Source organism: Olegusella sp. (genome assembly GCF_057238325.1).
Genome location: NZ_DBHHGF010000001.1, coordinates 173160 through 193247, shown reverse-complemented (window position 1 = coordinate 193247; position 20088 = coordinate 173160). Strand labels below are relative to the sequence as shown.

The 20088-nt window shown below is 50.4% G+C and carries 13 protein-coding genes and 2 tRNA genes; 5 read left to right on the top strand and 10 right to left on the bottom strand.

The features are described 5' to 3' along the window. Positions 1 to 54: 54 nt before the first annotated feature. The 4 genes from priA to ACO5JD_RS00835 all read right to left on the bottom strand — a co-directional run bounded on the left by priA (position 55) and on the right by ACO5JD_RS00835 (position 6489). Complete coding sequence (gene priA, locus ACO5JD_RS00850; RefSeq protein ID WP_484986999.1) at positions 55 to 2388, bottom strand: replication restart helicase PriA; 2334 nt, start codon at positions 2386 to 2388, stop codon at positions 55 to 57. 14 nt (positions 2389 to 2402) lie between these two features. Continuing rightward, on the bottom strand, positions 2403 to 3185 hold the full coding sequence (locus tag ACO5JD_RS00845; RefSeq protein WP_035438499.1) for a TetR/AcrR family transcriptional regulator: 783 nt from the start codon (positions 3183 to 3185) through the stop codon (positions 2403 to 2405). Positions 3186 to 3279: 94 nt separating this feature from the next. Then, entirely contained in the window at positions 3280 to 5757 is a 2478-nt protein-coding gene (locus ACO5JD_RS00840) for a YhgE/Pip family protein (protein ID WP_484986997.1), read from the bottom strand. After that, entirely contained in the window at positions 5758 to 6489 is a 732-nt protein-coding gene (locus tag ACO5JD_RS00835; RefSeq protein ID WP_035438497.1) for a P-loop NTPase family protein, read from the bottom strand. It abuts the gene before it with no gap. A 324-nt stretch (positions 6490 to 6813) separates the two neighbouring features. Between ACO5JD_RS00835 and gltX the strand changes: the two genes are divergently transcribed. Both gltX and sdaAA read left to right on the top strand, forming a co-directional pair. Continuing rightward, on the top strand, positions 6814 to 8337 hold the full coding sequence (gltX, locus tag ACO5JD_RS00830; RefSeq protein WP_484986995.1) for a glutamate--tRNA ligase: 1524 nt from the start codon (positions 6814 to 6816) through the stop codon (positions 8335 to 8337). Between the two features lie 39 nt (positions 8338 to 8376). Further along, positions 8377 to 9978, top strand: a complete 1602-nt coding sequence (sdaAA, locus tag ACO5JD_RS00825; RefSeq protein WP_484987358.1) for an L-serine ammonia-lyase, iron-sulfur-dependent, subunit alpha — start codon at positions 8377 to 8379, stop codon at positions 9976 to 9978. 102 nt (positions 9979 to 10080) lie between these two features. Here sdaAA and ACO5JD_RS00820 read toward each other — a convergent pair whose 3' ends face one another. The 4 genes from ACO5JD_RS00820 to ACO5JD_RS00805 all read right to left on the bottom strand — a co-directional run bounded on the left by ACO5JD_RS00820 (position 10081) and on the right by ACO5JD_RS00805 (position 16827). Beyond that, positions 10081 to 11352: a lysylphosphatidylglycerol synthase transmembrane domain-containing protein gene (locus tag ACO5JD_RS00820; RefSeq protein WP_021626062.1), complete on the bottom strand. Its 1272-nt coding sequence runs from the start codon at positions 11350 to 11352 to the stop codon at positions 10081 to 10083. A gap of 76 nt (positions 11353 to 11428) precedes the next feature. Next, positions 11429 to 12856, bottom strand: coding sequence for a D-alanyl-D-alanine carboxypeptidase family protein (locus tag ACO5JD_RS00815; RefSeq protein WP_484986993.1), 1428 nt, complete (start codon positions 12854 to 12856; stop codon positions 11429 to 11431). Positions 12857 to 13018: 162 nt separating this feature from the next. Then, the gene (locus ACO5JD_RS00810) at positions 13019 to 16405 is read right to left on the bottom strand and encodes an ABC transporter ATP-binding protein/permease (RefSeq protein WP_484986991.1); all 3387 of its coding nucleotides are present in this window, start codon (positions 16403 to 16405) and stop codon (positions 13019 to 13021) included. A 185-nt stretch (positions 16406 to 16590) separates the two neighbouring features. Then, positions 16591 to 16827 (bottom strand): hypothetical protein, encoded by a 237-nt coding sequence (locus ACO5JD_RS00805; protein ID WP_298580180.1) that lies wholly within the window; start codon positions 16825 to 16827, stop codon positions 16591 to 16593. 316 nt (positions 16828 to 17143) lie between these two features. Between ACO5JD_RS00805 and ACO5JD_RS00800 the strand changes: the two genes are divergently transcribed. Next, positions 17144 to 17217: transfer RNA gene (locus ACO5JD_RS00800), tRNA-Gln, on the top strand. Positions 17218 to 17239: 22 nt separating this feature from the next. Continuing rightward, positions 17240 to 17316, top strand: a tRNA-Glu gene (locus tag ACO5JD_RS00795). A 73-nt stretch (positions 17317 to 17389) separates the two neighbouring features. On the opposite strand, the gene ACO5JD_RS00790 is transcribed toward ACO5JD_RS00795, so the two are convergent. Both ACO5JD_RS00790 and ACO5JD_RS00785 read right to left on the bottom strand, forming a co-directional pair. Beyond that, positions 17390 to 18709: a tyrosine-type recombinase/integrase gene (locus ACO5JD_RS00790; RefSeq protein ID WP_484986989.1), complete on the bottom strand. Its 1320-nt coding sequence runs from the start codon at positions 18707 to 18709 to the stop codon at positions 17390 to 17392. Positions 18710 to 18788: 79 nt separating this feature from the next. After that, positions 18789 to 19172 (bottom strand): hypothetical protein, encoded by a 384-nt coding sequence (locus tag ACO5JD_RS00785; RefSeq protein ID WP_484986987.1) that lies wholly within the window; start codon positions 19170 to 19172, stop codon positions 18789 to 18791. Between ACO5JD_RS00785 and ACO5JD_RS00780 the strand changes: the two genes are divergently transcribed. Continuing rightward, a complete protein-coding gene (locus ACO5JD_RS00780) occupies positions 19158 to 20030 on the top strand; it encodes a 5-methylcytosine restriction system specificity protein McrC (protein ID WP_484986985.1) in 873 nt (290 codons plus the stop codon). The genes ACO5JD_RS00785 and ACO5JD_RS00780 overlap by 15 nt on opposite strands. The last annotated feature ends 58 nt before the right edge of the window (positions 20031 to 20088 follow it).

Genomic DNA, 20088 nt, shown 5'->3' with positions numbered 1-20088 from the left:
TTGTTTCCTCACAATCATACCCATAAAACGGCATAAGTCATCGACCCATGAGACTCACATGAGGTCAGCGGCATCCACATCAATTGCCACCGTAATACCTCGGGGTAATTTTGCAGCTTTTACACAGGCAGAAAGCAAGGGGCCAGGTTTTGAATTAAGAGGAGATTTAATTAAAATATGCCGACGGAAGCGATCCTTAACGCGCGCTTTGATGCATTCAACAGGACCTAGTACCTCCCAGTTATCTGCATCATCAAAGCTTTTAATGGCAGCACGTATTGCCTCAGCAACCTCCGCAGTACAACGTTTGACCTGAGACTCTTGTGTCCCCCAAAGCAACACATTGGAAAGACGCGTAAAGGGCGGGTATGAGGCCTCAGCGCGCAGATCAAGTTCACTATCCACAAACAACTCACGACGATGCAGTGCCACCGATGCAATAGCGGGATGACCCGCCCAATAACTCTGCACAATTACGCGCCCTGCTTTATCACCGCGCCCTGCACGACCTGCCACCTGTTCGAGCAGATCATAAGTGCGTTCAGCAGCTCTAAAATCGGGTAACTTAAGTGTCGTATCAGCGTTGATAACACCCACCAAGGTAACCTCGGGAAAATCGAGGCCCTTAGCAATCATTTGCGTTCCCAACAAAATAGCGCAGTTTGCACCATCAAAACGCTCAAGCAGCTTTTGGTGAGCGCCCTTGGTACGCGTCGTATCCGCATCCATACGGATTATCTCAACATCGTCCCCAGCTTCTCCCAAATCATTGAGCAAAATATGTAGCTCATCTTCGACACGCTGCGTACCTACCCCATAGGCCCCCATATAGCGACTCCCGCAATTGGGACACCGCGAGGATGGATCGGGGTAACTCTTTTGTGGCCACGAGCGTCCACAGCTATGACAAACCAGCTCATGAGTGCGTTCGTGATACGTCAGTGCAACAGAGCAGTGCGGACATTCAGGCACACAGCCGCATTCTCGGCACATCAAAAAATTGGCAAAGCCACGTCGATTAAGGAGCAGTACTGCTTTTTCACGATGGCGCACTACATCTTCTAATGCCTGTGTGAGTGGTAAAGAAAAAAACGTACGTCTACCCGCAGCGAACTGCTGAGTCATATCCACAATTTCAACTGATGGTAACTCTGTAGTACCTGGTCGCTCGGGCATCTCGACACGCGTCCAAGATACCCCCGCATAGCTGCCACAGCGACAACGCTCAAGACTTTCGAGTGACGGTGTAGCCGAACCCAATACCAAGGCACAGCCGCGCTCTTTTGCCATGCGCGCCGCTACTTCACGTGCATGATAGCGTGGCATAGAGTCTTGCTTGTAAGAACCTTCATGTTCCTCATCAATCACAATAAGACCCAAATTTGCCACGGGAGCGAATAAAGCAGAGCGAGCACCCACTACTACATGGGCATATCCGCGGCGTACCATATCCCACTGATCAAAACGCTCACCCACCGAAAGACGACTATGAAGCACCGCAACATCTTCGCCAAAGCGACTGCGAAAACGACCGACAGTCTGTGCTGTCAAAGAGATCTCAGGAACAAGCACCAACGCACCCTGACCAGCTGCGCGAGCTCGCTCAATAGCCGCAAGATATACTTCGGTTTTGCCTGAACCCGTCACACCATCAACTAAAACCACATCACCACGAGCAGCAAGACGCGCCGCCTCAACTGTCTCAAGTGCGTTTTTTTGCCCTTCAGTCAGCATGTCGGGTCGCGTTGCGTGAGCACTTGATAAGCTCGTAGTCTCCCCGCTTCCGCGAATATGTCGGCGGAGCTCAATACTCACTACGCTGCGTTTAGCGAGCGCGTTGACAACCGCACTTGCCCCCGGCACCATCGCCGCAAGCTCTGCCATGCGCTGAGGACCCGCAGCAAGAGCAGCAAGTAATTCTCGCTGACGAGAAGCATTTTTTTGAGGAACAAAAGAAAGCCCTGCTTTGCTCAAAGAGACCCAACGAGTATCGATAGGTCCTGCTTTTTCACGCACAAGCTCCCAAGGCGCATCAGGCGCCACACGATGCACACGCAACTTTTGCCCTGGCGCTAAGAAAAGTCGTAGAGCCACCGCAAGCGGACAGGCGTATTCAGCCGCCAACCAAAGTGCTACACGTGCTGCAGCTTCATCAAAAGCTGATTCTGTCAAAACCTGCTTGATTGGCAAAATTTTGTTAAGCGGTACCTCTGCAGGAGGAGTATCAGATAACGCCACTACATAGCCCACGGCAACTCTGCCAGAAAAGTTCACCAGAACTGTCACGCCTATCTTTACCTGAAACGCAAGCTCAGTTGGGATAACGTAATCATAGGGACGATCAAGTTCGCGCGTTGCGATATCAAGTACTACTGCCGCAAAGGCCATGAACCCAACCCTCCCTATGCGTCAGAGGTGCGAGAAGCAGAAATACCAAATTCCACCAAGCGAATAAGTCGCTCGATCAGCTCGTCCACATCAGTATCGGGCTCGATTTCAATCTGACGTGAAGCGCCAAAAAAAATCATGCCACAAATACTTGCCGCAACCATCTCGGGATTGCCCTCAAAGTCAACCAGACCCTCACTTTGCGCGCGTATCAGTTGATTAGCAACCAAATGTGTAACGCGCGTATAGCGATTTTCGAGCCGCGGCAACATAGAGGTGCCATCCTTGAGTAGCGCTGTTGCCATTGCAGCAATAAAAATTCCGCCCTCATGCACTGAATAACACAGACGTCTGACCATTGCGCGCATTGCCTCGTGAGAGGAACTTGCATGAGCAACATCTGTTTCTAGAGAACTAACAAAGTCCTCAACCACCTGTGAGAAGAGTTCCTCCACAATGGCATCGCGATCTGCAAAGTAATAATAAAGCGCACCTTTAGAAATGTTGCAACGCTCAGCAACCTCGCCAATCTGAAAATCGATACCTCCACGCTCCATGATAATTTCGGAAGCTGCTGCAAGAATACGTACGCGCGTACGCTCGGACTTGCTCATACGATTGGTCTCGCGTACTTTTGCAGTTTTTGCTTCAACCGCATCACGAGCAACCTTGCGAGCTGCGGTACGCACTGCCTGATGCGCCGCTTCAACACGACCAACTAGTTCTTGGATGCCTGGCGCGTCAACTCCAACCACATGGTTGAGCGATTTCTTGTTTTGAGCTTCTTTTGCAGCCATATCTCTCACCACATTTGATATACATGCGCCAAGCGCATAAGGCACCTGACGCATGAATTGATTGCGAGCGTTTTCTTAATACTAGCGTATCGCCTTAGAGCTGTACGAGCGGATGCAAGTCCCCCATCGTGACCAGGCGCTTGCGAGCAGCAATCAAGCAGGTCACCACAAAGGGTACTGCCGTAAAGGCAAGTAGCATCCAGACATTCGGCGTAATCAGTGACATATCCAAGCCAGTGGTTGCAACGCGCAGAGCACGCACCGAATAGGTCATCGGCAGTAACGGATTGATAATCTTGAAGAAATGCGGCACAACCTCAAGCGGGAAGGTACCGGCAGCTGAAGTCAGTTGCAGCATAAGCAATACAACTGACAAGAACTTGCCAGGGAAGCCCAAGCCTACAACAAGTGCTTGGTTCCACGCTGCAAAGCAGAGCGCAGTCAAGATACAAAGTGCGTAGTACGCTACAGGATGAAGCAGGTCAATCTTGAGACCAAACTGCAATACCAGACCCATAAGCACTGCTTGGATAACGCCTACCATCAGTGCAGGCAACAAACCTGCCAAAGCAGCCACAATGGGGTTGGCACCAGAAGCCAGCAAACGCTGGTTGAGTGGCTTGATAATAAAGGTTGTCATCAGTGCGCCCACCCAAAGACCCAGCGCAATAAAGTAAGGAGCAAAACCTGAGCCGTAATTGGAGACGGTAGTGTAGTTGGAGGACTTGAGGTTGACGGGCTCACTCATCATCTCGGACTTAGCATCAGAGTTAGCGGTAGATTCCTGAGCCTTTTTGTAACCATCGCTTAAGCCATCTGCCAGCTGATCTGCACCATCTTGAGCAGAGCTAATGCCTTTGGTAAGCGTAGTTGCACCATCTGCAAGTTTCTTGATGCCATCAGCCAAAGAACCAGAGCCTTTCTCTGCATCGCCCAAACCGTCGCTTAGACTTGCCGAGCCTGCATAAAGCTTATCAATGCCGCTAAGCAAGGAGCTTGAACCGTCCTTTGCAGACTGAGTGCCCGTCTTAAGCTGAGAGGCACCCGCAGATAGTGCAGTGGCACCCGTCTTTGCAGAATCAAGTCCTCCAGCCAGCTGACTTGCGCCATCTGCAAGCTGGCCAACGCCTTGATCAAGCTGAGTAGCACCCGAGGAAACCTGATTGGCTCCAGCAGAGAGATTAGTCACCGCATCATAGAGCGTCATTGAAGAAGGATCTGTGCTACCAGTCGATACGGTGAGATTGGTTGCAAGAGCGTCGGCACCATTTTTGAGTTGCGCCAAGCTATTGGTATCAATACCGCTTGCAGCATCTGCCAAACCAGAGCTTGCTTGTGAAACACCAGAAGCAGCAGCATCAAGTGTGCCGATAAGCTGTTGGCATTGCTCGGCAGTCAAAGTTACTGTCCCATCAGGACTGGCCTTTTGCGCACCAGCCAAACTATTTTCAACGCCCTTGATTGCAGCGTAGGCAGTACTACCAGATGAAGAGCCCTCAGAACCCAATTGGGCAGCAACACCACTGAGCTTTTGTCCCGTTTGGCCAACGGTTCCCACAAGCTCATTTACACCATTATCTAAAGCCTGGATATTAGCCTTTTGACCATCAAGACTCTTTTTAAGCTGGGATGCGCCAGCATTGAGTTGACTCGCGCCTGTTGCAAGCGTTGAGGAGCCTTTCTTGGCTTCGGTGAGTTTGTCGGCAAGGGTATCTGCACCGTCCTTAGCGCTAGAAATACCATCAGAGAGCTGATCGGCACCATCTTGCACGCTACTTGCACCATCTGAGAGCTTGCCTAAACCTCCATCCAGGGACTTAGCGCCATCTTTAGCAGTAGAAAGACCGTCTTTGAGTTGCTTGGAACCATCTGTTGCACGCACAATGCCTGCAGCAAGCTCATCTGCACCCGTACCTGCTACCAATAGATTATCAGCAATCTTTTTTGAACCATCCGTAGCCGACGCGAGACCATCACTAAGCTCTGCCGAACCATCAGCTGCAACCTTAATTTCAGCTGTTGAGTCATCAATGGTGTCAAAAATCTGTACATAGTAGTCTTGGCCGATGGCATAGTTGACCTTAGAAGTAATCACACGAAACGCTGAGGTGCCCATTGTTGTTGCAATTGAATTGGCACTTTGATTACCAATGAGCTTAAAACTTGCTTGTTGCGGTTTATCAGTCTCAGCAGAAGAGACCTTCTCAGAGAAATCCTCAGGGATAATAAGCTCCATGTAATACTTGCCCGACTCAAGTTGGCGCTGAGCTTTATCCGCGTCTTTTTCATAGCTAAAGTCAAGCGCTTTGGCATCACGGAGTTGCTTGACAACATCGTCGCCAGCATTGAGTGCCTTGCCGTCTTTGGTGGTTGTACCCTTATCTTGGTTGACTACTACAACTGGCACCTTGTCAATATTGCCATACGGATCATAAAAAGCCGCTAGATAGAGTGCACCATAAATCAAAGGAATGCAGCAGATAGCTGCAAGCGCGACCTTCATACCCGCGTTTGCACGAGCGTTATGAAAATCAAGCAGAGAAAAGCGCAGTCCACGGAATGGGTTTTTCATTTATGCCACCCCCAGAGGCGTCGTTTGAGCAGCTTGACCAAGTACTGCATCGCGCTGTGCGCGCGCATCCTCGGTCAGGCAGCTGATACTGTCAAACTTACTTGCGATGCCGTAATCACACATGCCACAAACCACAGTCGCACCGCGACCATGAGAGATTTCGCAAAGAATATCGATGAGTTGCATGGTTTGAAGCTCAGTTAGGTCACGCTCGATTTCTTGTACTACCAAAAGCTTGGGATCCCCTGCCATACCTAGCGCAATGCCTACTAAGTCATAGGTCATACGGTCAAGCTCTTCGAGATTCTTTTCGGCTACATCCAAAAGTCCCCACTGCTCAAGATAGGCATCGGTTGCTGCTCGGTTGGATTTTTTGCCCATCAGCCCCAATTCAGCTGAAATGCAAGTGCGCACTCTCAGTACTTTTTCGAGCTCATTGACATTAGAAAACCAACCCAGACCAGAGAGCTTCTTTATTGCGTGAAGTCCTTTAACCGAGCGTGCATTAAGCCCACCTATCGTAAGCTCACCCGAGCTTGCCAACATATGGCCCGCCAAGGTCAGCAGCAATTCGCGTTTACCGGCCTTGTGCTCAGCAAGCAAAGCGTGCGCCTGGCCTGCGGCTAAATCCAAATTAATGTCTTTGTATGCCGTCATACGTGCGGTTTTCATCGTCAGCGCCTGCGCATGAATGGCAGGTCCCAACAAGCTGACTTCGGCTTGTGTACTCATAGGCAAATTCATCTCCCTACACATGCGCTCGGCAGAGTCAGTAGGAGCTCTGTGTGAGCAGTTCATCAACAGCCGTAGGGCACTCTACCCCTTTTTGACCAGTTTTTGACTCTTTTTCAAATATTTTTAATATTTCGAATAAAATTCAAACAACACATTCACACTTAAGTTTTAATCCGCCGTATCCAAGAAGATTTCCGTTGCTTCTTTGACACTTAGTGTTGAGTGCATAACAGGTTCGCTGAGCAGGTATACTGTGCTTCGTCTTTGTTACCACTATTGATTGACGCTACGTGCGTCCGATAAGTTCAAAGGAGCATTGTTTTGGCTTCGCACGACAACAACATACAAACTGACGGCGCACCCAAAATTCGTGTGCGTTTTGCCCCCTCACCTACGGGCAAGCTTCACGTAGGAGGCGCGCGTACTGCAATTTTTAACTGGGCTTTTGCTCGTGCACATGAAGGCACTTTTATTCTACGTATCGACGATACCGACCCCACACGTTCTACTGAGGAAAACACTCAGATTATTTTGCGTGCCATGCGCTGGCTGGGGCTGGACTGGGATGAGGGCGAAGGTATTGGTGGTCCTTATGGCCCTTATCGCCAGACTGATCGTATTGATATCTACCGTAAGGCAGCAGAACGTCTGGTAGCGGAGGGCAGGGCTTATCCCTGCTTCTGCACAGCCGAAAAGCTTGCTGCTGATAGAGAAGCCGCCCAACAGCGCCACGATTCTTTCCAAGGCTATCAGCGCACCTGTCGCAACATTGACCCTGCCGAGGCCAAGGCACGTATTGCCGCTGGTGAACCTTATACCATTCGCATCAAGGTGCCCTTGGACCGTGGTGATGTAGTCATTAACGATGCAGTGCATGGTCGCGTAAGCTTCAATGCGCGTGAGTTGGATGATTTTATCCTCATCCGTACTGACGGCACGCCCACCTACAACTTCACCACTGTCGTTGACGATGCCATGATGGGTATTACCCACGTTATCCGTGGTGATGACCATCTGTCCAACACTCCACGTCAAGTCATGGTATACGAGGCACTGGGCTATCCCACGCCAACATTTGCGCATATTTCTATGATTTTAGGCTCTGATGGCAAGAAGCTCTCCAAGCGTCATGGCGCAACTTCTGTTGAGGAATATCGCGATGCAGGTTATCTGTCCGATGCTTTTGTAAACTATCTTGCTTTGCTTGGCTGGGCGCCCGATGGTGAAACCACTGTTGTCCCCCGCGATGTACTGGCAAAAAGTTTCAGCCTTGACCACGTCAGCAAGAACCCCGCTACCTTTGACCCCAAAAAACTCGACTGGATTCAGCAGCAGTATCTGCAAGCAATGAGCAATTCAGAGTTTTCTCAACAGGTGCTAGTACCCCAATTAGTCGCTGCGGGGCTTGAAAGCGGTGATGCTGGAAGTGCTTACGCAACACGTCCTGCTTGGTTTGATTTGCTCTCTGAACAACTTAAACCCCGTACAACCCTCATGCCTGAGGTTGTCGACAAGGCGCGTTTTCTCTATGAGGGTGCTGACGTCACAATGGACGAGAAGTCTGTGGCAAAAAACCTTGCCAAGGAAGGTGCGCGTTCCTTTGTTAGTGCAGCTTACGAGGCATTAAGTAAGCTTGGTGAGGACGAGTGGCATACCGAGCAAATTGATGCCGCTCTCGAGCCACTGCCCGAAACCCTTGGGGTCAACAAACGCAAATTTTATGGTGCGGTCCGTGTAGCTGAATGCGGAAATCAGGTTTCTCCCCCACTGGGTGCTTCCATCGAGCTGCTGGGTCGTGAGATTGGTCTTGCCCGTTTGGAACGCGCACTACCTCTAGCTCTCTAAAATTTTATCGCACGCTGCCATGTGTGACAGAAAGGTACTATCGTGAACATCTCGGCATTCGAGATTCTAGGGCCCATTATGGTAGGTCCTTCAAGCTCGCACACCGCAGGCGCCCTGCGCATCGCGTTGGTTGCACGTTCGCTAGGACCTGAGCATCTGGCGCGTGTGGACTTTACTCTATATAACTCTTTTGCCAAAACCTACCGTGGGCACGGTACCGACCGTGCCCTCGTAGCTGGAATGCTAGGCTTTGCTCCCGATGACGAACGTGTACGCGATTCTTTTGCACAAGCAACCAACACGAGACTTATCTTTAGCTTTGCTCCCGCTTCTGATGAAGAAGGAGCAGGTCGCCACCCCAATACAGTGACTTGCGTTATGACTGGCGTTGATGGCAATACTGTCTCGGTCACCGGCGAATCATTGGGTGGTGGACGCATACGTATCAGCCAGGTAGACGGTGTCAATGTGGAGCTTTCGGGCGATTATCCCACCTTATTTATCTCACACCGTGACCACCCTGGAGTGCTTGCCGCCCTAACAGGCACGCTCGCTACTGCTGGTGCCAATATCGCTACCATCAATACGTTCCGTAAGGAACGCGGTGGTATGGCATATACCATCATTGAGCTGGACGAATCCGCCTCCACAAAGGAGCTTGAAGGACTGCGAAAACTACCTAAGGTCATCAGCGCCTGCGTAGTTGAAATCCCTGGTGCAACGCTTATTTCTGCCGATGCAGAAATCACACTTGATTATAACAATGGTCATGAGCTGCTAAAGCTTTGCCAAAATAAGAAGCTCTCAATTGGTGCGCTGACTCGTGCTCGCGAGATTGAGCTGAGCTCAGGTGATGCCAAAGCAGTAGATGCACAAATGGAGCGTGTACTTACCGCTATGCGTGGCCAGACCACAGATCCCATTAACAATCCTCGTCCTTCTTTAGGTGGGCTCATTGGAGGACAGGCACGTGCTGTCTTTGATAATGCAGATAAGTTTGCTGCTCCCTTAATGGGTAATACGCTCACTCGAGCCTCTGCCTATGCAATGGCAACCCTCGAGCGTTCTGCTTCCATGGGTGTCATTGTAGCTGCTCCTACAGCCGGTTCGTCTGGTGTTGTTCCTGGCGCCGTCCTTGCCGTAAGCGAGGCGATTGGCGCAGATGATCAACAGATTAAGGAAGCCTTGTGGTGTGCCGCTGGCATTGGAGCCATTATGACCCGCAACGCTACTGTTGCTGGCGCTGAAGGAGGTTGTCAAGCGGAGGTGGGTTCTGCCGCCGCTATGGCTGCTGCTGCAGTTGCTCAACTTTTGGGAGCAACTCCTTCAGTTGCACTATCAGCCGCTTCTACTGCTATCGACAATTTGCTTGGCTTGGTCTGCGATCCAGTACGTGGACTCGTTGAGCATCCCTGCCAAGACCGTAATGTTATTGGTGTCAGCGCAGCACTTAGTTCTGCTCAACTGGCGCTGTCAGGTGTCCTTGACCCCTTGCCTTTTGATGAAGTCGTCGAAGCTATGCGCCAAGTAGGTGCAGCTTTGCCTGCGACCCTACGTGAAACTGCACTAGGTGGTCTCGCTGCTACCCCATCTGCACATAGCGCTCGCAGCCGCTGCTCCATTTGCGGTCTTTGCGACTAATACTTCATGCTTTAACACAAACGTGTTTTTCTCTACTTCTCAAACCGTTGCGAGAAAACACTTTTGCGCTGGCGTTAGCGCATATATAACGCTCACATGCAACTATTTGCGTTTTTTATTGAGAGACTTGAGGTCAACAGAAGCAACACCAGGAATCTTGCCGCGCTTTTTTGATGTGCCGTTTTTCTCATGTGCTCCAGAAATCTTTTTGAAGCGAAAACCACCCTTGACAGTGGCAGCTCCCGACTCACGTCCTGTAAGCCGCATCCAACGGTGGTAAATGCTCACACCCGAATCAGAACGAAAGCCAAGCAAGGGCGCTGCCAGCAAAGTCGGCGCAAAAAAGGTCACAATACGCCAGACCAAGTATCCCGCAGGAGCAGCATCTGCAAAAAGGGGTCCATAAAACAGAGCAAAACCGCCTTCGGCACCACCTGTACCACCAGGCAGAGGTACAGCCGAAGCTACCATTTGCACCATCGACCCCGCTGCCATACAGGCAAGAAAATCTGCGTTATGTCCAAAAGCACGCAAGACAAACCAAGGAATCACATACAAAGACGCCAACTGTGCCATCGTAACCACCAGCGTTAGCAGCATGGAAGGCATATCTTGGGCAGCGCGACGAAATGCATCAGCAAACTCTTGCACCTGCACGTTAACCAGCTCGCGTGCATGCTCGGGATTGCGCATCCACTTGTGACGCTCAGCAAAATTAATGCTCCAGTTGCCAATATTTCGGACAAAAGAAGGACAAAGGCAAATAACAAAAAGTGCAACTAACTCGAGAAAATGTACCCCAAAAACAACGAGATTTAGGATAACGATGTCGCCATAACTCTCGAGAAAAAAGCGAAACTTTGCAATCAGCATGATGGCTGCAAAAAGTACCACACCCAACTGAAACATGATAAAGCGGGTAAACTGCGTTGCACTTGCTTCGCCCGCATCAAGTCCAGTATGCGTAAGTCGCAAAATCTGGGAAGGCACCGCACCCGCCATCATTGGCGTGAGATTGCCAAAAAATACACCAGAGGCCTCAACACTCATGAGATCACGAATACCCACGGGTGATTCGTGATCAAGCACAACTGCCACCGCATAGGCAATGACGCCAAAGATGAAATAAAAGACATAACAGAGAGCCGCCAACCAGACCCAGCGCATATCAACTCCGCGCAGAGCTGCGATAAAACTACTCATCTGTCCAGAAACTATCAGATAAATGATATAGGCAATCACAGCTCCAACAAGAAAAAGTGCTCCCTTGCGTGCCTTTGCCTCATTTTCATTATTGGTATTACGGCTCACTCGCGGCTTAAGCTTGTGCTCAGTAGCAACGCTCTTGTGCGCCTTATTGGCTGTACTTGTCACGTCGCCTACTTCCTATACCGCTCACTCATGAGTACAATTATTTTACTGCAGACAAGCAAAACTGCACACATTACAACTACTGCTTTGCCAAATCGTCGGCCTCTTTTGGACTTTGACTTTCATCATGCTTATTGCGTTTAACAATCATACGTATACCCGCAATAATGAGCACGATGAGCAAAACACTTCCCACAGCCACACCAGCTAACACGAGCTTGTCTTCATTGCTAAAGGGCATCATGGTTTGATCCACATACAGCGGAGTTTCACTTATCAGCTTGCCCTCACAAAACACCTGCATAGTTGCAATCTGGCTGCCCGACTTGATGGCACTCTGCAACTCACAGGTATCTTCGGAGCCTTCTTTCACGTATTTCTTGTCCCAAGCAATTTTAGTTTCATATTTCAGTGTGGCGTCGATAGTTACAGTTTTTGGGATATCTCTGCGACGCACTCTCAGCTTGATATTATGGTTAAGAAAATCCTGTAAAGAGGGATTGTTTATCGTCACCGTATAAGGCAGCACATCTGTGCCCCAACGACGGCGTTCATACTCATTGAGTGCACTTTCAAGAGCAGCACCTGTTGTTTTGTAGATAGTGGGTTTATCAGACAGGTGCAAGACTACACCAACAAAAGACATCTTTTTGTTTTTACCCGCAAAGGCAAGACAACGACCTGCTTCTTCGGTATAGCCCGTCTTGACACCTTGGCATTCTGCCTTGTAATAAGGATTATCAACACCCGTCTCACCTGCAGCTACCAGCGCGTTTTTCTCGATCTTGCCCGCTGTTTTGTCTACTAGCCAGTTGGTGTTGTAAACCGTAACGTTAGCATCCTCTTTATTGACGCATTCATGAGATTGAGTCGAGACTACCTCACTCAAAAATTTATTTGCGAGTACCGCCTGCGCAATAGACGTTAGGTCATGCGCACAACTGTAATGATTTTTGTCATGAAAGCCATGCACATTATTAAAGTGAGTCCCAGTCAAGCCCATTGTCTTGGCTTTTTCATTCATCAAGGCAATGAATTTTGCAAGAGCATCTTTGGGGTCAAGCTTGGAATCATTTGCTGACAGACGACCTACGTGAGTGCCCAACACCAATGCTGCATCGCTTCCTGATGGAAGCATCATGCCATATATCAAATCACGCCAGCTATATACATCGCCAGAATGACAGCCCATGATTGTGCTGTCCTCAGGCGTTAATTTGACCTCATCGCCAACGCTCACTTTTTCGTCCAACTTGTCGCCTACATAATCCATTGCGACAAGCGCGGTCATCATTTTGGTAAGGCTTGCGGGATACATCTTTTCATCTGCACGCTGAGAAGCAATAACGTCACCTGTTTGGTTATCTATGAGATAGATTGCTGCGTCTTTGGGTAGCTGCGGCATTGAGGAAGCCCATACGACAGAGGCTGGGGTCACCATCAAAAGACTCAACACACAGGCAACTAACAGTCGCATAACACGGACGTTCTTGCTAAAAGTAGACATCGACATTCCTCGTCTCCGCTTCATCTATCGAAATCTAGTCTTTTTAGCATAGCAGCCTCAGTGGACAGAAAAAGCGCTTCGCACGATATCTCTTCGTTTGCGAAGCGCTTCTGCAAAAATCTCACAGGCATATGTCCCCGTAGGACTTGCTCATCGACGTAGCTATTCGCTCCTAAGAGCTTCCACCGGATCTCTACGCGCTGCAGCAGTCGACGGTATAACACCCGCTACCAGCGTCAAAATAACCGAAATCAAAATCAAAATGGCTGCTTGAGTCCAAGGCAGAGCAAGGATATTTTCAACGTTATAAGTCTTTTCCACCCAAATATTGACGGGTACCGAGACCAACAACACAATAACAATCGCCAAGCCACCAGCGAACAAGCCTTCAATGAAGGTCTCAGCGTTAAATATATTGGCAATATTGAGTTTGGATGCACCCATAGCACGTAGAATGCCAATTTCTTTTTTGCGTTCAAGCACGCTGATATAGGTAATGATGCCAATCATGATTGAGCTCACCACCAACGACACCGACACAAAAGCAATCAAAACCAGAGAAATCATGTGAATGATATCGGAGACCGAACCCATCAGTACGCCCGTTAAATCAGAGTACGAAATGGAACGATCGGCTTTATGTGCAGCCTCTTGGTCTTTGTTATAGGCATCAATGAGGTTTTTGACCTCCTGCTTGTCATCAAAGCTCTTGGCATAGATATTGATCGACTCAGGCTCTGCTTCATCGGCATAACCGAGCTTGGCAAGGTTGTTGTCGTAGCTCAGCTCTTCTGCATTCATGTAATTGGCAAGCAGAGATGTTAAGTCCTCTTGGTCCATGTTGACCTTGATAGCACTTGCAAACACCGTGGGATCAACACTCATAGCACTCTTGAGACTCGTCGCAAAACCTGCCATCTGCGTCTGCATTGCTTGGCCCATCTGATCGGCCAAAGTCTGAGCAAGCTGAGACTTCATCTGATCCATTGCCTGGTTAAGTGCCTGAGAAGAAGCACTCGACACTGCCGAGCTCAACGTAGCCTGCACACTCGGCGCTACTGAATTCACTAAGTATTTCGTCAAAGCAGCACTGGTCTTTTGCTGTTGGGTCTCATCACCAGCAGCGGCCACAATAGCATCAAAGTAGTCCTTGCCACCGCCTTGAGATACGGGTGTTGCAAGGTAATCTGTCATCAACTGGCTATAGTTACTGACATCGTCACCTGCTTGGATTTTCTTACCCAAGCTCGCAATATAGCCCTGCAATAGCTTGGGGAAATTTTCGCCTACTGCCTGAGATACGGCCTGCATATTTGCAAGACGTGCTGCTGTCGCCTCGTCAGGCGCACCAGATATGTCTGCAAGATCGCCAAAGCCTAGATCAGCCGCATCAGGAGTTGGTAGATTATTTGCCAAGGACTGACGAACAGATTCTGCAATTGCCGCTTGGTCTATCTGCAGCTTAAGAGAGCTTGTATCAAATTTGAGCTTGGAAAAATCAAAAGCAGATGGGTCAATTTTGCCCGCATTCAGTTTGGATTGATCAAGCGTAAAGGCACTCGCCAAAAGTGACTGATCAACCGAAAAAAGCGAAGACATATCGAGCTTCTTGCCCTGCTTTTTTTTGAGCGCATCAAAGGTCTTGCCAGTAAAGACGTCAGTCTCGGGGTGAGCAAGCTGTTCTTGGACAATCTCGGACTCCCCTGCCTCTTTTATCAAATGCAAAATCAGATCATGACGATAGGCAACGCCCTCATTGAGTGAAGTGTTCGATGCGGTTGCCTTGGGTTTGACGACACCCACAATACGCAGCTCAGTACCCGCATCAACTGCGGATTTAAGGAAGTCTTTGTCATTGGAGTGATCCGTCCACGTTTTACCGTCTTCACTGCGAGCAAAAAGATTGACTTGATTGACCAGCTTAAACTTCAATTTGAGCGCATCATCATAGCTAAATTTGACATCAGTCGCAGGAGCAGTAACTTTTTTGGATGCAATCGCGTCAGAGAGCATATCTGACAATTTGTCGGGATCAAGCACACCAATCGAATAAAGTGTATAGTCCGAAAGTTCGCCTGATTTGTTGAGTACAAGCACAGTTTCGTTGTATTTCTTGGGCCATTTACCGGCAACAACATCAAATTGAGCATCGAGCAAGTCCTGATCATCAACCATTTCTTGAAAGCCCATATTTGAGCCTCCTACAGACATTGCTGACATCGACGAAACTCCATTGGACATGATCTTGCTAAGCGAGGAAGGATTGAGCTGCTTTACGCCTTTTGAGCTGTCAGCCATATAGATCTGGGGCTTGATACCATATCCATAAGTAATAGCACTGACATGGGGTTCCATCCCCGATTTGCCGCTCTCAAGAAACGCACGGAAGCTCTTGAGGTCATTGTTTTTTACATCGGTTAGGACGTCACTCATGATGGGCGACGAAGGAATAAGCTCGTCTTTGGATTTCTTCTTGTCTGTAGCCGTATCATTCGCTGACTTTTTGCTACCCGTACGATACTCAGTTGTTTTGGTCATCATCGAAGTGATATCAAAACTCGATTTAGTAATAGTTAGCGGGGATGATGATAGGGCGTCTTCTTGTACCTTGTCGATGTAGTTGCTCACACCATTTGAGAGGGCAAGAATCGCCGCGATGCCCATAATGCCAATTGAACCCGCAAAAGCAGTCAGTAGCGTACGACCTTTTTTGGCCATGAGATTTGAAAAAGACAAAGCCAGCGCCGTAAGGAAGCTCATCGACGCGCGTCCTGGATGCGGCTTTGTAGCTGTAGCAGCGGACTTTGGAGAATTGATCGTTGCAGAACTGGTAGTAGTCGCAACGTTGTGACTAATGTCCTGCTCTACTCCCTCAAAAGGATCTGTATCGTCAACAATACGTCCGTCGGCAATGCGCATGATACGTGTAGCGTACTTCTCGGCAAGCTCGGGGTTGTGCGTCACCATCACAACTAAACGTTTTTTTGCGACCTCGGCAAGCAGACCCATGACCTGCTCACCTGTCTCAGTATCCAAGGCGCCTGTAGGCTCATCTGCAAGCACAATATCGGGGTTATTGACCAAAGCGCGAGCAATAGCAACACGCTGCATCTGACCGCCTGAGAGCTGAGATGGCTTCTTGTGAATGTGCTCGCCCAGACCTACCTGCGTCAGCGCCTCCTGTGCACGACGCTTACGCTCGGCAGGAGAAATGCCCGCCAGCGTCAAAGCCAACTCAACATTGGACAAAATCGTCTGATGAGGAATCAGGTTGTAACTCTGAAAGACAAAACCTACATGGTGATTGCGATATGCATCCCAATCTTTAGCGTGGTAACCCTTGGTCGACACACCATTAATGATAAGGTCGCCAGAGTCAGCATGATCAAGACCGCCAATTACATTGAGTAAAGTCGTCTTGCCCGAGCCCGACGGTCCCAAAATTGCAACAAACTCAGAATCCCGAAACTTTGCTGACACTCCATCAAGGGCGCGCTGAACAAAGTCTCCCGTTCTGTAAGATTTGCGCAGGTCAGATAGGTAAATCATCAATTCCCCCAAAGCAATAAATCACAGTCGGGAAAAGTCTACCCATTGACTAAAAATCAAAACCACTTTTTTGAAATGCGCCGATTTTACAGAGTGAGCCGTTACTTCACCGCTCGCCTTAAAAAGAAGGGCAAGAAGCCATAAGCCCTCGCCCTTTCTCTTGCTAAATTGTAATCACAGAGGAACTACGCCTCGAAAGCCTCAGCATCCTTCTTGGAAATAGGCTTGAGATCCTCGGTAGGATACGGGGAATCGGCTCCGCCTACGCCCACGACAAAATAGAGACCCTGCTTAGTCTGATAGAGGGTTTCCTCATAACCAGCAGGATCGCCAAAGCCGCCAAAGCTACGGTGTGCAACCTCGGTAGCCTTAGCAGTGTCATAGACATGACGCTTACCTTCAAACATCTTAGTCTTGCGCATAATCTCCCAATCATCGACAACATGGTCTCGTATAAACGAGCCCTTGCTAATACTTTAGCGGTTTTTTACCTGCGAGAACAGCCCGGCAATAAAATCGTTACTATTTAGGGATGCATACTCGAGGGATTAACATGTATATGTAGGCGCTTGATATAGGCAATCGAAGAGCTTAATGAGCAGGGAAATGTACATAAATTCTCAACTTTTTACCTTCCCGAAAAGATTTTTGAAAAGAGGGCTTGCATTGCACTGCGCCTTCCTATAAAGTGATTTCTCGCGTTGAGGAGCACGAGCTTAGCGCAAGGACGAAAATCATTGGGATGTCGTCTAGTGGTAGGACAACGGATTCTGGTTCCGTCAGCGGGAGTTCGACTCTCTCCATCCCAGCCATTTTCCGTCCTACACAGTATATGGCCCGTTCGTCTAGCGGTTTAGGACGCCGCCCTCTCAAGGCGGAGATCACCAGTTCGAATCTGGTACGGGCTACCAAATGTTCAAGGTCAGAACTTCGGTTCTGGCCTTTTTTCTTGCCCTTTCCCAGCTTGGGGGACATTCGGCAAAACTAGGCCGAAGCCCTCTCCTCCTCTCGATAATCCTCTTCCTCGGGTAGCGCATAAAGTTGGCCCACGAGTGCGGCCGCATGCTCGTCGTTCTCCGGTATCGCGTGCGCGTACTGGTTGAGCGTGAGCGAAGCGTTGGAATGCCCCAGGCGCGTCTGAACCGTCTTGACGTCGATGCCGTTGGCCAGGAGCTGGGTTGCCTGTGTGTAGCAAAGCTCATGAAACTTCAAATCACCGAAGTCGTTGCGCTCGCGAAACGCACGCCACCAGCGCTCGAAGCCGGCGAGCTTGGCGATGGTGCCGGTGGCGGAGCAGCACACCGGCGTATCCGGACCCTGCACTATGCGGAGCTTCTTGAGCTCTACCGCCTGGCGCTCCTTCCAGTCGCGCAGGCGCTCGCAGGTCGCGGCGTCGATGGAGATGACGCGGTAGCCTGCACGGCTCTTGGGAGCCTTGACCTCGTCGTAGACGGTGAGCGACGCGGCGACGCGCAGCTTGCCCGCATCGAGGTCGGCATACTTCCACGTGAGCGCGAACACCTCGCCGCGACGCATGCCAGTGGCGAGGCCGATGCGGACCGCCTGGATGAATCCGAGGTCGTTGAGACCCATGATCATCTTGCGGTTCTCGTTCTTGCCGCGCTGGGCCTGACGGGCTTCCTTCTCCTCGAGCTTCGCCCATGCCTCGTCTTCCTCGCGGTCGACGCAGCCGAGCAGCCGTGCGGCTTCGGACGCCTCGAGCGACTTGCGCTCCGGCGCGTCTATCTTGGGAGCCTTCACGCGGTCGCAGGGGTTGCGCAGGATGAGGTCGTAGTCCACAGCGTTCTTTAGGACCTGCTTCAGGACCTTGAAGCCCATGTTGAGCGTGGTGTTGCTGATGGGATGGCCCTCAGCCTGCTTGCGCTTCTTGATTGCGAGCATGGCGGCGTCGACGGTCTGGGGCGTCATGTCCTGCAGGCGGATGCCCGAAAGAACCGACGCGAGGTCGTTGACGATGCTCTTCTCGCGGTCGAGACGAGCCTTTCCGACCTCGGCCTGGAGCACGCGCTTGTCATGCCATTGGTTGGCATAGACGTCGAACGTGAGCTGGTCGTCCTTGAGCGACAGGCCGCCGTCATAGTCCTGTTTGAGCTTGTCGCGCAGCGCCTTTGCCTCAGCCTTGGTGCCCTCGACAATGCGCTGCACCTTCTTGCGCTTGTTCTTGATCTGGCCATCCTCCTCGACTTGCACGACGTAGGACAGGCAGACGCGCCAACGCTTGGGGCTGTAGCTCTTTCCGTTGGGCTTGAGCTTCTCCGTGATTGAACCTTCTCCGTAACTCATGGTTTCCCTCCTTTCTGCTTATCCGAGGCGTTTGCGATGACTATTCCAAAAGCGCCGTTTCGCGATCGGCGCGTGATGGCTATTTGAGTTTCTCCCTCAGCCTTCTGCGCAGCTCTACCGTCTTGGTTACCGGCAGTGGCGTGTCGGGCTCGTCCGCATGCTTACGCTGATACATGACGCGGCAGGAGTCGCTGCAAAACTGTTTGGTTGAGCGCAGCTGCTGGAAGAACTTGCCGCAGTACTTGCATACTCCGATCGCTTCCGAGCCTTCCTCCTTGTCGAGTCCGGTTGCAAAGAAGGACCAGGCTGCCGAGAGGATCGTGTTATTCGACGTGTACGGCTCTAGCGTCGTCTCGAGCACCTTGCGCGTCTCGTCTGACAGGAGCAGCGAGAAGGCTGCCGCCACGTAGCCTCGCACGGTGTCCTCTATGTCGCGCGGGCGATACAGGTGCATCTGGTCCACGGCATACGAAAGACACATCTCCACGAACACGTTGCCCGTGTTCTTCGACAGGCATTCGAAGTTGAGGGAGAGCTCGACGAGGAATCTGTCTTCCACCCCGAGCGAGATGGCTTCACGCAAACTATCACCGAGTTCTCCCGACAGAACGAATACAACGCCGTCATTGTCGAGGCGGCCCATATTCTGTCACAATCGGTTAGCGACTTTGATTTGAAAGCACGGCTCATCCGCGCAATCCAACATCTGGGCAAGCAATCTAGGCTACCTGCAGTGCCGCAGCGCAGCGTACCCTCACGCTTTCGAAACTGGCAGGATCTCTATAGCCTATGCGTCGATATCCTTGACGGCTACGGCATCGACTATGTCACGCAGGGAGAAGTGCTCAGTCCAGGGTTTGTCGTACGCACGTCTGATGCATGGGAGGAACTGTTCAGGCAGGCGCTTGTGGTTGGGATGAAGGACTGCAGCGTTGCGTTCCAGGAAAAGCACCCGTTTGCGCACAGAGACAACTTTACTATCAGGGTTAGGCCGGACTACATTATTCGTTCGAACAACGGGATCAACTTGCTTGTTGATGCGAAATACAAATATGGTGACGCCGCCGCAGGGACCATTGCGAACGCTGACGTATATGAGGGCCGGGCGTTTATCGAGGCGACCGGCATTCCCAAGTTGGTCCTTCTGTATCCATTCGGCAAGATTACTGACGGGACGTTTTTCGAGCAGTTCCAACATGTTACAACTGATAATTGGGATATCTACGGCGTGCGCGTGGATCCAAGCTTATTGGGTTCGCATGGCATGAGTAAGTTCGCTACAGAGCTTGGTATGTATCTAACGCAGAGTTTTATCTACTAAAGGCAGTCGGTAGTTTCCTCTTTAAGGATAATTGGCTCTTATATCAGAATTGACCTCT

Coding starts and splice junctions, on each gene's coding strand:
- priA (WP_484986999.1), bottom strand. CDS start 2,388: ATGGCCTTTGCGGCAGTAGTACTTGATATCGCAACGCGCGAACTTGAT.
- ACO5JD_RS00845 (WP_035438499.1), bottom strand. CDS start 3,185: ATGGCTGCAAAAGAAGCTCAAAACAAGAAATCGCTCAACCATGTGGTT.
- ACO5JD_RS00840 (WP_484986997.1), bottom strand. CDS start 5,757: ATGAAAAACCCATTCCGTGGACTGCGCTTTTCTCTGCTTGATTTTCAT.
- ACO5JD_RS00835 (WP_035438497.1), bottom strand. CDS start 6,489: ATGAGTACACAAGCCGAAGTCAGCTTGTTGGGACCTGCCATTCATGCG.
- ACO5JD_RS00815 (WP_484986993.1), bottom strand. CDS start 12,856: ATGTCTACTTTTAGCAAGAACGTCCGTGTTATGCGACTGTTAGTTGCC.
- ACO5JD_RS00810 (WP_484986991.1), bottom strand. CDS start 16,405: ATGATTTACCTATCTGACCTGCGCAAATCTTACAGAACGGGAGACTTT.
- ACO5JD_RS00805 (WP_298580180.1), bottom strand. CDS start 16,827: ATGCGCAAGACTAAGATGTTTGAAGGTAAGCGTCATGTCTATGACACT.
- ACO5JD_RS00790 (WP_484986989.1), bottom strand. CDS start 18,709: ATGAGTTACGGAGAAGGTTCAATCACGGAGAAGCTCAAGCCCAACGGA.